The 16,010-nt window shown below is 65.7% G+C and carries 9 protein-coding genes; 6 read left to right on the top strand and 3 right to left on the bottom strand.

Annotation, left to right across the window (positions count from 1 at the left end):
* The first annotated feature begins 302 nt into the window (after positions 1 to 302).
* Both leuA and SJI03_RS23640 read left to right on the top strand, forming a co-directional pair.
* Positions 303 to 2,009: a 2-isopropylmalate synthase gene (gene leuA, locus SJI03_RS23645; RefSeq protein WP_322428836.1), complete on the top strand. Its 1,707-nt coding sequence runs from the start codon at positions 303 to 305 to the stop codon at positions 2,007 to 2,009.
* A 167-nt stretch (positions 2,010 to 2,176) separates the two neighbouring features.
* On the top strand, positions 2,177 to 3,778 hold the full coding sequence (locus SJI03_RS23640; protein WP_322428835.1) for a methyl-accepting chemotaxis protein: 1,602 nt from the start codon (positions 2,177 to 2,179) through the stop codon (positions 3,776 to 3,778).
* Between the two features lie 15 nt (positions 3,779 to 3,793).
* Here SJI03_RS23640 and egtB read toward each other — a convergent pair whose 3' ends face one another.
* Together egtB and egtD are read right to left on the bottom strand one after the other, a co-directional pair.
* Entirely contained in the window at positions 3,794 to 5,026 is a 1,233-nt protein-coding gene (gene egtB, locus SJI03_RS23635; protein WP_099379589.1) for an ergothioneine biosynthesis protein EgtB, read from the bottom strand.
* 7 nt (positions 5,027 to 5,033) lie between these two features.
* On the bottom strand, positions 5,034 to 6,026 hold the full coding sequence (egtD, locus tag SJI03_RS23630) for an L-histidine N(alpha)-methyltransferase (RefSeq protein ID WP_322428834.1): 993 nt from the start codon (positions 6,024 to 6,026) through the stop codon (positions 5,034 to 5,036).
* A 323-nt stretch (positions 6,027 to 6,349) separates the two neighbouring features.
* Between egtD and SJI03_RS23625 the strand changes: the two genes are divergently transcribed.
* The 3 genes from SJI03_RS23625 (at position 6,350) to SJI03_RS23615 (ending at position 13,243) form a co-directional block, all read left to right on the top strand.
* Complete coding sequence (locus SJI03_RS23625; protein WP_099379591.1) at positions 6,350 to 7,042, top strand: ABC transporter ATP-binding protein; 693 nt, start codon at positions 6,350 to 6,352, stop codon at positions 7,040 to 7,042.
* A gap of 180 nt (positions 7,043 to 7,222) precedes the next feature.
* Entirely contained in the window at positions 7,223 to 7,510 is a 288-nt protein-coding gene (locus SJI03_RS23620; protein ID WP_034786045.1) for a hypothetical protein, read from the top strand.
* Positions 7,511 to 7,780: 270 nt separating this feature from the next.
* Positions 7,781 to 13,243, top strand: coding sequence for a CHAT domain-containing protein (locus tag SJI03_RS23615; RefSeq protein WP_322428833.1), 5,463 nt, complete (start codon positions 7,781 to 7,783; stop codon positions 13,241 to 13,243).
* On the opposite strand, the gene SJI03_RS23610 is transcribed toward SJI03_RS23615, so the two are convergent.
* The gene (locus SJI03_RS23610) at positions 13,176 to 13,937 is read right to left on the bottom strand and encodes a GNAT family N-acetyltransferase (protein WP_034786047.1); all 762 of its coding nucleotides are present in this window, start codon (positions 13,935 to 13,937) and stop codon (positions 13,176 to 13,178) included. The two genes, SJI03_RS23615 and SJI03_RS23610, sit on opposite strands and share 68 nt — an antisense overlap.
* 144 nt (positions 13,938 to 14,081) lie before the next feature.
* Here SJI03_RS23610 and SJI03_RS23605 point away from each other — a divergent pair.
* Positions 14,082 to 16,010: FdhF/YdeP family oxidoreductase (locus SJI03_RS23605; RefSeq protein WP_322428832.1), on the top strand; the 1,929-nt coding region annotated here is incomplete at its 3' end.

The raw sequence follows: 16,010 nt of genomic DNA, 5'->3' as shown, positions 1-16,010 counted from the left end.
CCTCCTTTAAACATTCCTCCCCTTCCCTGCTGTCGCTATCGCGACTACTACTAGCACGCGCATAAGTTTGCCGCATTGCTTCGCCTGGCCACACGCCGGCGTGTTTCAAAAACCCTGGAAGGTTTGATGATGTTTGCACCATCCCCATTCGTACACATAATCCCCACTGCGACCGCCCCCGCTGGCATCGCTGCTGCACTGCTATCGCTACCGATCGCTTGCCTGGCCTAGTGTTGCGTGGCCGCCCGGCAAGCTTGCGCCACAACCATTGATTTCCCCCCTATCTTCAGGAGTACCCGATCATGATGTTGCAGAACCCAGCTTCCAAATACCGCGCCTTTCCTCCAGTTAAATTGACCGACCGTCAATGGCCGAACCAGATCATCAGCAAACCGCCGATCTGGATGAGCACCGACTTGCGCGACGGCAACCAGTCGCTGATCGAGCCGATGAGCGCGGAAAAGAAGCTGCGGTTCTTCGAGATGCTGATCGCCATCGGCCTGAAGGAAATCGAAGTGGGTTTCCCATCGGCATCGCAGACGGATTTCGATTTCGTCCGCAAGCTCGTCGATGAAGGCCGCATCCCGGACGACGTCACCATCATCGTGCTGACGCAGTCGCGTGAAGAGCTGATCCGCCGCACGGTGGAATCGGTCGTCGGCGCCAAGCGCGCCATCGTCCACCTGTACAACTCCGTGGCGCCTGTGTTCCGCAAGGTCGTGTTCGGCATGTCGCGCGAGGAAATCACGAACATCGCCACCACCGGCACCACCCTCGTCAAACAGCTGGTGGCCCAGCATCCGCAAACGGAATGGGGCTTCGAATACACGCCGGAATCGTTTTCCACCACGGAACTCGATTTCTCCAAGCATATCTGCGATGCCGTCAGCGCCATCTGGAAGCCGACGCCCGCCAACAAGATGATCATCAACCTGCCGTCGACCGTGGAATGCAGCACGCCCAACGTGTATGCGGACCAGATCGAATGGATGTCGCGCAAACTGGCGCGCCGCGATTCCATCATCATCAGCGTGCACCCGCATAACGACCGCGGCACGGCCGTCGCGTCGGCCGAGCTGGCCGTGATGGCGGGCGCCGACCGCGTGGAAGGCTGTTTGTTCGGCAATGGCGAGCGCACCGGCAACGTCGACCTGGTGACGTTGGCGATGAACTTGTACACGCAGGGCGTGCATCCGGGCCTGGATTTCTCCGACATCGACAGCGTGCGCAAGTGCGTGGAAGAGTGCAACCAGTTGCCCGTCCACCCGCGCCACCCGTATGCGGGCGACCTGGTCTTCACGGCGTTCTCCGGCTCGCACCAGGATGCGATCAAGAAAGGTTTTGCCAAACAACAACCAGACAGCATCTGGGAAGTGCCGTACTTGCCAATCGACCCGGCCGACCTGGGCCGCAGCTACGACGCCGTGATCCGCGTCAACAGCCAGTCCGGCAAGGGCGGCATGGCGTATTTGCTGGAACAGGAATACGGCCTGGTCTTGCCGCGCCGTCTGCAGATCGAATTCTCGCGCGCCGTGCAAGCCGTGGCCGACGCCACGGGCCGCGAAATCGCCGCGCAGGATATCCATGAAATCTTCCAGAAGGAATACCTGGAGCAGACGGCGCCATACGCCTACGCCTCGCACCGCATGGTGGAAGACACGAGCAGCGACGAATCCGTGCAGATCGACATCAGCCTGTCGCACCGCCAGACGCCGCTGGCCCTGCAAGGCGGCGGCAACGGCCCCATCGACGCCTTCGTCAATGCGCTCGGTCTCGACATCAAGCTGATGGATTACCATGAACACTCGATCGGCTCCGGCGCCAATGCGCAAGCGGCTTGCTATGTGGAATTGCGCCTCGACAACGGCCCGACCCTGTTCGGCGCCGCCATCGACAGCAATATCGTCACCGCCTCGTTCAAGGCTGTCTTGTCGGCTGTGAACCGCCGCATCGGGCAGACGGACGCCGAAAAAACAACAGCTGCCGACGTGGCTGCCAGCGCCGCCTGAGTCTTTTCAGCACGCTCCATAGGGAGAAAAAGCGGTACGGCTTGATCGCCGTGCCGCTTTTTCATTTCTACTGGGCAATTAGTAGTGCAAATCATGTATCGCCAGCCGTATAATCGATTCATAACAAGACCACCGGAGACAGATCATTAGCTACCGAGGGAATCAGTATGAAATTGACGGACATGAAGATAGGCGTGCGCCTGGGCGCCGGTTTTGGCGTGGTGCTGCTGCTGATGGCAGTGCTGGTGGGCACGGGCCTGCTGCGCCTGGACAAGATCGGCGCGCTCAGCGAAGCCATCATCGAGAAAGACTGGGCCAAGGCCGACGCCATCGCCACCATCCGTAGCACCACGCGTTCGAACGCGGCACTGGTGCTGGAACTGTTCATCCATGAAGATCCGGCCCGCGCCAACGCCATCCACGGCGAAATCGATGCCAACAAGGCCACCATCACCGATGCGCTGGTCGTGCTCGACCGCCTGATCGTGCTGCCCGAAGGCAAGGAACTGCTGGCCACCCTGAAGCAGCAGCGCAAGGCCTATGTCGTGTCGTTCAGCGAGGCCGACAAGCTGCTGGTGGCGGGACAGCGCGCGGAAGCGGCCGTGCACGTGCGCGACGACACCCTGCCCGCCCTGAATCAGTTGCAAAAGACGGTGAACCACCTGAATGAAATCCAGCGCGGCGTGGTCGTGCATGGCGGCCAGCAAATCAAGCAGAATATTTCCGCAGCGAATGTGCTGATGGCCAGCCTGGGCACGGCCGCGCTGCTGCTGGGCGTGCTCTTTGCCTGGTGGGTCACACGCTCGATCACCACGCCGATCGCGTATGCCTTGCGCGTGGCGCAAGCCGTGGCCGGAGGCGACCTGAGCAGTAAAATCGTGGCTGACGGCAAGGATGAAGCGGGTCAGCTGCTGCAGGCGCTGCGCGACATGAATACCAACCTGGCCACGCTGGTGGGGCAAGTGCGCGGCGGCACAGGCACGATTGCCGTGGCGTCGAGCCAGATTGCCAGCGGCAATGCCGACCTGTCGGCCCGCACGGAAGCACAAGCCAGCGCGCTGGAAGAAACGGCCTCGTCGATGATCGAACTGACGGGCACCGTGCGCAGCAATAGCGACAATGCGCGCCAGGCCGACAGCCTGGCCCGTTCGGCATCGGCCATCGCGCAGCGCGGCGGCTCGGCCATGGCGGAAGTGATCGGCACCATGGATGCCATCAATGCATCGTCGCGCAAGATCGTCGACATCATCGCCGTCATCGATGGCATCGCCTTCCAGACGAATATCCTGGCCCTGAACGCGGCTGTCGAGGCGGCGCGTGCCGGCGAGCAAGGCCGTGGCTTTGCCGTCGTGGCCTCCGAAGTGCGCAATCTGGCGCAACGCTCGGCAGCGGCGGCAAAGGAAATCAAGGAACTGATCGCCGACTCCGTCAGCAGGGTCGACCAGGGCGCGCAACTGGTCAGCCAGGCGGGTGCCACGATGGATGAAGTGGTGGCCAGCGTGGGCCGGGTCAGCGCCATCGTCGGTGAAATCAGCGTTGCCAACCACGAGCAAAGCGAAGGCATCGAGCAGATCAACGCCGCCATCATGCAGATGGACCAGACGACGCAGCAAAACGCGGCCCTGGTCGAGGAAGCGGCCGCGGCGGCGGCAGCCATGCATGAACAGGCGGGCGACCTGGAAACCCTCGTCAGCCAGTTCAAGCTGGAACAGAGCGCCGGCGACAAGACGCCAAGCCGTCCTGCTCCCTCCGTCCCGCGCTTGCACTAAGTTGCTTATTCTTGCTTATTCCACCTGGCGCGCCAGGCGGATGCCGGAAAATTGCCAGCGCGCACCGGCCGGGAAGAAATTGCGGTAGCTGGCGCGCGCATGGCCGGCCGGCGTGGCGCACGACGAGCCGCGCAACACATACTGATTCAGCATGAACTTGCCGTTGTATTCGCCGAGCGCCCCGGGCGCCGTACGGTAACCGGGATACGGCGCGTAGCTGCTGCTGGTCCATTGCCAGCAGTGGCCGAACATTTGCAGCAAGCCTGCACCCGGCGCGCCGGCGGCCGGATGCAGCTGGCCCGTTTCCACCGCGACGCCTTGCGCCGCCACTTCCCACTCCGCTTCCGTCGGCAGGCGCGCGCCAGCCCAGTGCGCATAGGCATCCGCCTCGAACAGGGACAAATGCGTGGCCGGCGCATGCGGGTCGAGCGGACGCAAGCCAAATAAGGTGAATTCCTGCCAGTGGCCGGCGTCATCGCGCTGCCAGTACAGCGGACATGCCAGTTGCTGCGTACGCACCCAGTCCCAGCCTTCGGCCAGCCACAAATGCGCCGTGCGGTAGCCGCCCGCCTCGATGAAGGCGAGATATTCGCCATTCGTCACCAGCGCGCTGGCCAGTTCGAACGGCGCCACGTATTGCGGATGGCGCGGCAGTTCATTATCAAAACAAAAACCATCGCCCGCATGGCCGATCTGCGCCAGGCCACCGTCAAAGGCGAGCCAGGCCGTGGGCTGCGCGGCTTGCGGTGCTGGCGGAGCGGCGTTGTCAAGATAAGCGGGAAACAGGGCGCTCTGCGCCAGCAGGTGCTTGACATCCGTCAACAGCAACTCCTGGTGCTGCTGCTCGTGTTCGAGGCCCAGCGCCAGTAGCATGGTCAGCCGTTCGCGCTCGTCGCGCGCCAGTTCGCCCGCCAGCAGGCGCGCGATGCGCGCATCGACGTTGGCCCGGTAGGCGCGCACGACGTCCATGCCGGGTCGCGTCAGCAAACCCCGCTGGGCGCGCGGGTGCTTTTCCCCCACGCCGTTGTAATAGGAATTGAACAGCACGCGGAAGGCGGGATGGAACGGCGCGAACGCCGCTTCCATGCTTTCCAGAATAAACGTTTCGAAAAACCAGGTGGTATGCGCGAGATGCCATTTCACGGGACTGGCATCCGGCATCGATTGGGCGCCGCAATCCTCGTCGGACAGGGGTTCGGCCAGCCGCAGCGAATGCTGGCGCACTTGATGGTAATGATCGATCAGCATCTGTTTCTTAATCCCTGATAACCCGCGCGTAAATGACGGCAAACCACTGCTGCGGGTCTGTCCAGACTTGCACGGTGGAAAAACCCGCCTGCTCCAGCAAGCCGACGAAGGTGGCGCGTGTGTATTTGTAGCTGTCTTCCGTATGGATGCGCTCGCCTTTCGCGAAGCGCCGCTGGCCACCTTTCCAGTGGACAATTTGTTCACTGCGCGCTTCCAGGTGCATTTCGACGCGGCGCTCCTCGGCGTTGAAAAAGCCGTGGTGCTGCCAGGCGCGCACGTCGAAGTCGGCGCCGATCAGGCCGTTCACGTGGCGCAGCATGTTCAGGTTGAAGGCAGCCGTCACGCCCAAGGCGTCGTCGTAGGCCGCGTCGAGGATGGCATCATCCTTGATCAGGTCGACGCCGATCAGCAGGCCACCATCGCCGTCCGCATTCGCACGCAGACGGCGCAGGAAGCTGGTCGCTTGCTCAGGCGCAAAATTGCCGATCGACGAGCCTGGATAGAAGAACAATCGCCGCGCGTCGCGCACGCTGTCAGGCAAGTCCAGGCGGCTGGAGAAATCCAGGCCCAGGCCCGTCATTTCGATGTGCGGAAAGCGTTGCTGCAGCCGGCTCAGCGATTCGCTGAGGAAATCATAGGAAATATCCACGGCCACATATTGCGCCGGGTGCAGCAGGGGGAACAGGCTGGCGGCCTTGGCGCAATTGCCCGCGCCCAGGTCGATCAGGGTGCTGCCCGGCCCCACGGCATGGGCGATCTCGGCGCCGTGTCGGGCGAAGATGGCCGCTTCCGTGCGCGTCGGATAGTACTCGGACAAGGCGCAGATGGCTTCGAACAGTTTCGAACCGAGCGCGTCGTACAGGTACTTGGGCGAGGTCCATGCATCGCGCGCCAGCAGGCCGCTGCTGATCTCGGCTATCGTGGCAGGAGTGGCGCTGGCCGCGCTGGCGTGGCTGGCGGGACGGAAATCGGACTGCTGTTGCGCAAGTGGCATGGTCATGGGCTGGCGTCGTCAATGTTAGGTTCACGAAGGGCTTGCACGGTCAGCCACCGGGCGCGGCGCCCCTGCCATAGCGGTTTGCGGGCGCCTTGCCGATGACTTTTTCTCATCATAGCGGAATCCGCGCAAGCCAGCCGTGCGGCAGGTAACTTAAGGTCAAACTGGCAGTGTGCACACAAAATTGGTATTGCCAAGCAAAAAGCATAAGCCTGTCGTATACTACACATTGCCGGCCAAACAATCCGTGCCCCTTTTGCAATTCCCAGGCCCCCCTCTCCCCCGCGTGCCTCCCTTTACGATAGCCGTTATTAATCAAGATCACCATGCTCGAATTGCGCCATCTGTCGAAGTCCTATGCCCATGCGCGTCCCGTGCTGGCCAATATTTCCTGCCGCTTCAAGGCCGGGGAATTCATCGCCATCATGGGCGACTCGGGCGTGGGCAAGTCGACACTGCTGAATCTGATCGCCGGCCTCGATACGCCCGACGCGGGTGCCGAAGCGCACCCTATCCTGGTGGACGGCATTGCCATGTCCAGCCTCGATGACGCCGCCGCCACCCGGCTGCGTCGCGCCCGCATGGGCTTTATTTTCCAGGCCTTCCACGTCTTGCCGCACCTGACCCTGCTGCAAAACGTGGCCCTGCCGCTGCTGCTCAACGGACTGCCCCAGGAGCGTGCCACCAGCATGCTCGAGGCGGTCGGCCTGGGTGGACGCGGCGGCGACTTTCCGCAGCAATTGTCCGGCGGCGAAATGCAGCGCGTGGCCATCGCCCGCGCACTTGTGCACAAGCCCGCGCTGGTGCTGGCCGACGAGCCTACCGGCAACCTCGACCCGGACACGGCGCACAGCATCCTGCAATTGCTGCGCGCCGAAATCAAGGCCAACGGCAGTTGCGCGATCATGGTCACGCATTCGCTGGCCGCCGCCGAAATGGCGGACCGGACCATGATTCTGACGAAAAGCGGATTACAAAATACAACAATCGTCAACCAAATTGATCAAACAATCAGTTAATTTAACTGACCATCTGTCACAAGTTTTGTTATCGTAGTATTATTTAAACACTTGCCTGGTTATCAATGTTGTAACGCAAATGGTGTACTACGTCACCCGGACAGCCGTACTGCGATGACGAACTATAGCCGGGACCACATAAAGTGGTCTCGTCCCTTGCATAACCTGAAGGAGGAGTAAATGAACGTTCGGCAAAAGAAGCTGGAAATGATTGAGGCGATGAACCGGGCGCGTGCGCTCGAACCATCGAGTTTTGTGCCCAACAAGCTGCTCGACACCCTGATCGAGAAGATGAACCTGAAAAATGATGCGGAGCTGTGCCGTGTACTGGAAGTGCAGCCTCCCATCATCAGCAAGATTCGTCACGGCAAACTGTCGGTCGGTGCAACGATTTTATTGCGCATGCATGAAAAATCGGACATCACCATCCGCGAACTGAAGGAACTGTCCGCCACGCCAGTCCATTGATATACCCGCTGTTGTAATGCCATGCCAGGCACCCAGGTCCCCGGCGCCATGAACTTTTGCCATACAATTCGCGCAGTTCGCTCACCGCACCGCATCCGGACACGATAGCGAAGAGACCCAGCCCAAACCATGCTGACCGTTTCTCTGCCTTCCCGCTCCCGCCCCCCCTCCCAGCTTCTGCCCCTGCATTTCCACTCAAACTTGATCTGACACAACACGCATAGTCCGCGCAGGCATCAAGGTCAGCTTTTAACCAGTTTTCTCAACCGCATGTCCAGCGATCCTCTTGCGCCGCCCGTGCTGCGCCTGACGCTCACGCGCGATCCCCTCGCCAAGGCCGGCGACTGCCCTGCCGCGCCCGGCTGGCAGGCCGAAACCCACGTGCTGTCCGGCGCGCGCGGCATCGGCAGTTGCCGCATCGCCCTCGATATCGGCCCGGCCGACGTGGTGCAATTGCTGCTGTGCGATGGCAATTCCTTGCTGGCAGGCAGCCTGGACCTGCCACGCTACCTGGGGCCTGCCACATTGGCACGCGATGGCGCGCCCGCCAGCATCGAAGTGGGGCTGGCCTTGCGCCCGCAGGCGGCGCGCCAGCCGCCCGGCGCCAGCCGCGACGGCCTGGGTGCCTGGATGCTGCGGGCCGTGCGCGTGTACCGCTGCGGTGCCGCCGCCATGACGGCGCTGGCGGCGGCGGGCGCCTTCCAGGACCGCCAGCTGGAACAGCGCCTGGGCCTGTACCGCTGCGGCATCGAGGCGGGCAGCATGACGGCCGTTGCCAGCCTGCCCGCCGGGCCGGAACCGGTGCTGCTGCTGTTGCACGGCACGGCCTCGTCGACCCAGCGCAGCTTTGCCGGCCTGTGGCGCAACGGCCTGGCGCCGCAACTGGCGGCGCAGTACGGCAACCGCATCTACGGCTATGAGCACCGCAGCCTCAGCGACAGCCCCATCGAGAATGCGCTGGCGCTCGTGCGCCAGTTGCCGCACGGCGCCGTGCTGCACCTGCTGAGCCATTCGCGCGGCGGCCTGGTGGGCGAATTGCTGGCGCGGGCGCAGCGCATCGACAGCCGCGGCGCCGTCGACCTGGCCGGCGACGGCCTGGAGCGGCTGAGCGAAAACACGGTGGGCGGCGAAGCGTTCAACAGCCACGATATCGAGCACTTCACGGCGCAGGCGCGGCTGGGCGGGCGCAGCGGCCACGACGCGGATGCGGCGCGCTTGCGCGCGCTCAGCGTAGAGCTGAAAACGCGCGCCATCCGCATCGCCCGCTTCGTGCGCGTGGCCTGCCCGGCGCGCGGCACCACCCTGATGTCGGGCCGGCTCGACCGCTGGGCCAGCGTGATGTTCAAGCTGCTGCTGCACGGCGGCGTACCCGACGGCGCCATGGCCTTCCTGCTGGCCGTGGTGCGGCAGCGCTGCGATGCGCGCATCCTGCCGGGCCTCGAAGCGATGATGCCCGACTCGCCCCTGGTGGCGCTGCTCAATGCGCCCGACGTGCGCGTGGCCAGCCCGCTGCATGTACTGGCCGGCGCGTGCAGCGGCGATGGCTTGCTGGGCTGGCTGGGCGACTGCCTCGACGACCAGCTGTACGGCGGCCAGAATGACCTGGTGGTCAATTGTGCCTCGATGGCCGGCGGCGCCACGCGCAGCACGCCGGTGCGGCAACTGCTGCTGCGCGGGCCGCACGCGCACCACCTGAACTACTTCGAGCGCGCGCCATCGAGCCAGGCCGCCGTGCAGGCACTCAGCGGCAACGAGACGGCCTACCAGCCGCTGCCCGGCATCGAGCACGGCCCGCTGGCGCGCGGCGGCGAAGTGCCGAAACGGCGCGCGCACGCGCCCATCGTGCTGCTTCTGCCCGACATCATGGGCAGCCACCTGCAAGTGGGCAGCAACCGCATCTGGTTCGACCCCGTCAACCTGGTCGAAGGGCGCATCGAACGCCTGGCCGTGGGCCAGCCGCACATCGTCAGCGCCGGCTGGGTCGAATCCTGCTATGAACCGTTTGCCCGCTTCCTCGCGCAAAGCCAGGAAGTGCGGCCTTTTACCTATGACTGGCGTTTGTCGCTGCAGCACTCCAGCAGCGCCTTCCTGCCCGTGCTCGACGACGCCATGCGCGACGCGGAACAGCGTGGACAGCCGCTGCGCATCGTGGCCCACGGCATGGGCGGGCTGGTGGCGCGCCTGGCCCTGAAGGACCGCTGGCAGCGCTTCGGCACCCTGCCCGGCAGCCGCTTGCTGCAAGTAGGCACGGCCAACCGCGGCACGCAGGCGATGGTGCAAGTGCTGCTGGGACGCGACCGGTTGGTGCAGATGCTGGCAAGCTGGATAGGCTGGAAACACACGCGGCGCCAGTTTCTCGGCTTCGTGCGCGCCTTTCCCGGCGTGCTGGACATGCTGCCATGGCCGCAGGCGGGCGGCATCGATTATTTCGACGCCGCCGCCTGGGCCCGGCTGGCAGACGGCGATGTTCAAGCGGGCCTGCCCGGCGGCTGGCAGGCGCCCGAAGCCCAGGCGCTGGCCGCGGCGCGCGCCACCATGGCCCTGCTGGAAGCGGCCCCGCTCGACGCGCGCCATTGCAGCTATCTGGCCGGCTGCGCCGACACGCCGGTGGCGCTGCGCCTGCGCGACGGCGGCATCGAGACGGCCTGGTCGCCGGACGGCGATGGCCGCACGGCCTGGCAAGGCGCGATGCCGGACGGCGTGGCGGCTTGCTACCTGCCGGTGGCGCACGGCGACCTGCTGCTGCAAAAGGACTACTACCCGGCCATCGCGCAGCTGCTCGACAGCGGCCAGGCCGCCGCCCTGCCGCGCCACCCGCCGCACGCGCCCGGCGGCATACCACCCCGCTTCCATCCGTATGCCCCCGACGCCACGCCGCTGTACCCGCAGCCGCAGGAACTGCTCGACGCGGCCCTCGGCGCCGCCGGCCCCGCCAGCGCGCCCGAGCCCCGCGCGCCGCAGCTGAGCCTATCCCTCATCCACGGCAGCATGGCCTCGGCCGACGCGCCCGTCATGAGCGGCTGCTATGCGTATGAATCGCTGCGCGGCAGCATGAGTTTTCTCGACCGCCTGCTGGCGGGCAAGCTGCAGGAAATCCACGCGCTGGGACGCTTTCCGCAGCGCCCCGACTCCGCCCTCGTGGTGCTGCAGCCCGATGCGGCGCGCCGGCCCGGCGGCGCCATCGTCATCGGCCTGGGCGCGCTGGGCGAGCTGACGCCGGGCGAACTGGCGCGCGCCTTTGCCGGCGGCCTGCTCGAATACGCGTGCGTCTGCCTGCAGGTGCGCGCCGCCGGCCATGTGGCCGCGCCGCCGATGGGAGAGCACGGCTTGCGCGTGGCCAGCCTGCTGTCCGGTTCCGGCTATGGCGGCCTGAGCATCGCCCTGTGCGCGCGCGCCCTGATCGACGGCGCGCGCAGCGCCAACCGGCGCCTGGAAGACGCGGGCATGGCGTGCCGCATCGGCCACATCGCCATCTACGAACAGTCCGAGGCGCGCGCCATCGCCGCCGCCGTGGCCATCGAACAGATCATGGCCGAGGCGCGCTACCAGGGCAGCTTCACGTTCGAGCGGCGCATTCGCCACAGCCCCGGCGGCTACCGGCGCATCCTGCCCAGCCTGAGCGGCGACAATGGCTGGCGCCGCGTGCAGATCGTCGCAGCGGACCTTTCCGGCGCCTTGCGCTTCACCGTGCTGACGGACCGCGCGCACAACAGCGTCGACGAGGAGCCGAACCAGCGGCAAGCCGTCGATGGCCTGATCATGGATGCCACCGACAACACCACCGACCAGCCGGGCCTGTCGCGCGCCCTGTACGAACTGATGCTGCCCAATGGCCTGAAGGCGGCCATCCCCGAGATGCGCGGCCTGATCCTGGCCGTCGACCAGAGCGCCGCCATCTATCCGTGGGAGCTGATGCGCGACGAGGCGGGCAGCGAGGAAAGTCCGCTGTCGACGCGCATCGGCATGGTGCGCCAGCTGGCCAGCCTGCGCGAACAGCCGCCCGCCGTCAGCCCGCCCAGCAACAGCGTGCTGGTGATCGGCGACACCGATTCCGGCCTGCCAGAGCTGCCCGCCGCGCAGGCCGAGGCGCAGGACGTGGCGCGCATGTTCGGCGCGTACGGCTACCAGGTACGCGAGCTGCTGCGCCCTCAGGCGCAGCGCGTGCTGGTGCACCTGTTCGACGAACGCTATTTCGCCATCCACCTGGCCGGCCATGGCGAAGTGGCCGGCCCCGGCATCGCCCATACGGGCCTGGTGCTGGGACCGAAGACGCGGCTGACGGCGGCGCAGGTGGGTAAATTGAAGCGCGTGCCGCAATTCGTCTTCATCAATTGCTGCCACCTGGGCGACATGCGTCCGGACGCCATCGCACCGTGGTCGAAACTGGCCGCCAGCCTGGCCACGGCCTTCATTGAAATGGGATCGCAGGCGGTGATCGCGGCCGGCTGGCGCATCGACGACCAGGCGGCCAGCATCTTCGCGCACAGCTTTTATCACGCCATGCTGAGCGGCGAATACTTCGGCGACGCCGTGCGCCTGGCGCGCGAAGCGGCCTACCTGCAGTTCCCCGCCTCGAACACCTGGGGCGCCTACCAGGCGTATGGCGACGACCGCTACCGCTTTCCGAATACCCAGAGCCGGCCCTGGCAAGCGCCCGACTATCACTACCACGGCCACTTGCTGGCCGACCTGGAAACCCTGCACGCGCGCCTGGCGGGCGCCGATCCTGCGCGCTGCGCGGCCATCGAGGAAAAGCTGTGCAGCATCGAGGAAGCCGTGCGCGCGCGCTTCTTCGGCTGCGCCGACATCCGCGAAAACATGGCCGCCGCGCGCGCCGGCCTCGGTGGCCTGGAGAACACCCTGCGCGCCATCGAACACTACCGGGCGGCGCACAGCGCGGCCGACGGCAAGGTGGGCTTGCGCGCGCTGGCGCACTGGGCGGAACTGGAGATACGCCAGGGCGCGGCCCTGTGCGGCCTCGATGCGGGCGCCGGCATCGCGGTGCCGGCCGTGCCCGACCCGGCCCAGGGACGGCAGTTGCTGCAGGATGGAAAACAGCATATCGATCTGCTGGTGGCGCTGGCGCCCACGGCGCAGCGCCTGGCCCTGCTGGGACGCTACTGGGCCTTGCAGGCGCGCCTGGCCTGCACCGAAGGAAGTTCGGGCGCGCCAGCACTGCGCGCCATGACGGATGCCTGCCTGGCCGCGCTGGACGAAGCGCGGCGGCGCAGCGGCGTGGCCGACTGCGACCTGATTTTCCAGGTGCTGGCGGGCGCCCTGCTGCTGAAAGCCCATGGCGACAGCGGCGCCTGGCGCGCGCTCGATCCGCAACTGGGCGATTTGCTGCACGACGCCATCGCCTATGCGCGCCAGCGCCACGCGGACGAACACCGCGCCATCGACGCCGGCGCCCCCGTGCGCGCCGCCCTGCTGGCGGCCCTGTGGCAGGCGCCGGACAGCCAGCCCTTCGACGCGCCAGCGCGCACCGCCTTCCTGGCGTTGTACCACGACGCCGTGCGGCGCCACGGCAGCATCGGCGAACCCGAAGCGATCACGGCGCCGCTGCGCTTCCTGCTCGAACTGCTGCCGCCCGACAGCGCGGACACCGGCTTGCGCAGCGCCGTGCAGGCGCTGGCCAGCCAGCTGCAGGCCTCACTGCCCGCTCTTAGCCAGGCACCACGCCGTAATGGCGCGCATAGCGCTCATCCAGATTCGCCAGCGGCATCATCATGAACATGTCGGCGCTTTCGAAATCAGGGTCCCAGGCCGGTTCGCCGCAAATCCAGGCGCCCGAACGCAGGTAACCCTTGATCAGCGGCGGCACTTGCGGCTTGTGCGCCGCTTCCACCTGATGGATGGGGAAAGGCAGGTGCGGCGTGACGCGGTATTCGCTTGGGGCCATGTGCTTTTCGGCCAGCGCCTGGTACACGGCGACGGCGTTATGCCCGCCATCGGCCAGGCTGATGCTGGCGCAGCCGACCAGGTAGTCGCAGCGCTCGCGGCGCATGTACTCGGCCAGGCCAGACCACAGCAGCATGATCACGCTGCCACCCCGGTATTTCGGGTGGATGCAGGCGCGGCCCGCTTCGACCATGCGTCCGCGCAGGTTCTTCAGGCGGCTCAGGTCGAACTCGTTTTCCGAATACAGCCGGCCGATCTTGGCCGCCTTGGCCGCGCTCAGCACGCGGTAGGTGCCCACCACTTTCAGGGTATCGGCATCGCGCACGATCAGGTGATCGCAGTGCGCGTCGAATTCATCGCTGTCGAGGCCATCGGCGTTGGCCAGCGACGTCAAGCCCATGGTTTCGATAAACACCTTGTAGCGCAAACGCTGGACTTCGCGCACTTCCGCCGCGGTAGTGGCCTGGCTCAGCACCAGTTGGACCGGACGGGCCTTGGCTTCGTTTGATGCGATTATGTTCTGCATGGTTTCATCCCTGTGATCAAGACGACTCCAGCGTACTTGTCTAATATGTCAGGAAAATGACAGCCGAATGTCATTTCCGTGACGCAAGTCAATGTCATTCGGGGATCGTGCATAATTACCACACTCGCCCAGCCAAAAGAGCCCATGAAAGACACCGACGCCGTCCACATCACGCCCTACACCAAGCCCGCCGCCGGCTGGGACGCCTTGAAACACGTGGCCATCAGCCTGCGCCAGGAGCGCGTCGCGCCCGGGAATTTAAAGGCGCTGCTGGCGCAAAACCAGCCCGACGGTTTTGACTGTCCCGGCTGCGCCTGGCCCGACCGCAACCACGCTTCCACGTTTGCCTTTTGCGAAAACGGCGCCAAGGCCGTCGCCGCCGAAGCGACCAGCCGCCGCGCCGGCCCGGAGCTGTTTGCCAGCCATACCGTCACGCAGCTGCTGGAACAATCGGACTACGCGCTCGAGCAGCACGGCCGCCTGACCGAACCGATGGTGTACCACCCTGCCAGCGACCGCTATGTGCCGATCGCCTGGGACGACGCCTACGCCCTCGTGGGGCGCCACCTGCGCGCCCTGCCCGACCCGAACCAGGCTGCGTTCTATACGTCGGGCCGCGCCAGCAACGAAGCGGCCTTCTTGTACCAGCTGATGGCGCGCCTGTACGGCACCAATAACTTTCCCGACTGCTCCAACATGTGCCACGAGGCGACCAGCCGCGGCTTGCCGGCCACCGTGGGCATCGGCAAGGGCACGGTGACCCTGGCCGACTTCGAACTGGCCGACACCATCCTCATCTTCGGCCAGAATCCCGCCACCAACCACCCGCGCATGCTGGGCGAACTGCGCGACTGCGCGCGCCGCGGCGGCAGCATCGTCTCCATCAATCCCCTGCGTGAACGGGGCTTGCAGCGCTTCATGGACCCGCAAAGCGCGCTGGAAATGGCCACCCTGGGCAGCACTCGCCTGGCCGGCCTTTTCGTGCAGCCGACCCTGGGCGGCGACTTCGCCCTGATCAAGGCCGTCGCCAAGAGGGTCGTCGAGCATGACGATGCGGCGCAAGCGGCCGGCGAACCCGCCGTCATCGACCACGCCTTCATCTCGGAACACTGCAGCGGCTTCGACGCCTTCCGCGACGACCTGCGCACGGAAAGCTGGGAACTGCTGGTGCGGGAGTCGGGCGTGGCGCGCGTGCAGATCGAGGCATTGACGGACATTGTCGTCAGGGGCCAGCGCATCATCGCCACCTGGGGCATGGGCCTGACGCAGCACAAGCACAGCGTGGCGGCCATCCGCATGCTGTCGAACCTGATGATGCTGCGCGGGCAAATCGGCAAGCCCGGCGCCGGCTTATGCCCCGTGCGCGGCCACTCCAACGTGCAGGGCGACCGCACGGTGGGCATCGAGGAAAAGCCGACGGCGGCCTTCCTCGACCGCCTGGGCCAGGTGTATGGTTTCGCGCCGCCGCGCGCACACGGCCACGACGTGGTGGCCAGCATCGAAGCCATGCAGCGCGGCGACGTCAAGGTGTTCATCGCCCTGGGCGGCAATTTCGCCGCCGCCACGCCCGATACGCCGCTGACCTTTGCCGCCCTGCGCCAGTGCGCGCTGACGGTGCAGGTGGCCACCAAGCTCAATCGCAGCCACCTGGTCATCGGCCGTGAAGCCCTGCTGCTGCCCACCCTGGGGCGCACAGAAATCGACCTGCAGCACGGCGTGGCGCAGGGCGTGACGGTGGAAGACTCGATGAGCATGGTGCATATCTCGTACGGCCGCAATGCGCCCGCTTCGCCGCAGCTGCGCTCGGAAGTGGCCATCGTGGCCGGCATGGCCGAAGCGACCGTGGGGAGCAGCCTGGTGGACTGGCGCGCGTATGCGGCAGACTATGCGCGTATCCGCGACGATATCGAAAAGGTATTCGACGATTTTTACGACTACAACGCCAGGGTGGCGCAGCCGGGCGGCTTTCATCTGACGGTGGCGTCGCGCGAACGCGTGTGGAAGACGGCCTGCGGCAAGGCCAGCTTCCTGGTCGCCCCGCTGCCGCAGGACACGCCGCTGCACCGCGCTAGA

Source organism: Janthinobacterium sp. GMG1 (assembly GCF_034427795.1).
Lineage (GTDB): Bacteria > Pseudomonadota > Gammaproteobacteria > Burkholderiales > Burkholderiaceae_D > Janthinobacterium.
Note: the sequence above shows the minus strand (reverse complement) of the source record. Positions and strands in the feature narration are given on the sequence as shown.

Bases quoted from the DNA above. Each gene is read 5' to 3' on its own strand.
- leuA (WP_322428836.1), top strand. From the start codon at position 303: ATGATGTTGCAGAACCCAGCTTCCAAATACCGCGCCTTTCCTCCAGTT.
- SJI03_RS23640 (WP_322428835.1), top strand. From the start codon at position 2,177: ATGAAATTGACGGACATGAAGATAGGCGTGCGCCTGGGCGCCGGTTTT.
- egtB (WP_099379589.1), bottom strand. From the start codon at position 5,026: ATGCTGATCGATCATTACCATCAAGTGCGCCAGCATTCGCTGCGGCTG.
- egtD (WP_322428834.1), bottom strand. From the start codon at position 6,026: ATGACCATGCCACTTGCGCAACAGCAGTCCGATTTCCGTCCCGCCAGC.
- SJI03_RS23625 (WP_099379591.1), top strand. From the start codon at position 6,350: ATGCTCGAATTGCGCCATCTGTCGAAGTCCTATGCCCATGCGCGTCCC.
- SJI03_RS23620 (WP_034786045.1), top strand. From the start codon at position 7,223: ATGAACGTTCGGCAAAAGAAGCTGGAAATGATTGAGGCGATGAACCGG.
- SJI03_RS23615 (WP_322428833.1), top strand. From the start codon at position 7,781: ATGTCCAGCGATCCTCTTGCGCCGCCCGTGCTGCGCCTGACGCTCACG.
- SJI03_RS23610 (WP_034786047.1), bottom strand. From the start codon at position 13,937: ATGCAGAACATAATCGCATCAAACGAAGCCAAGGCCCGTCCGGTCCAA.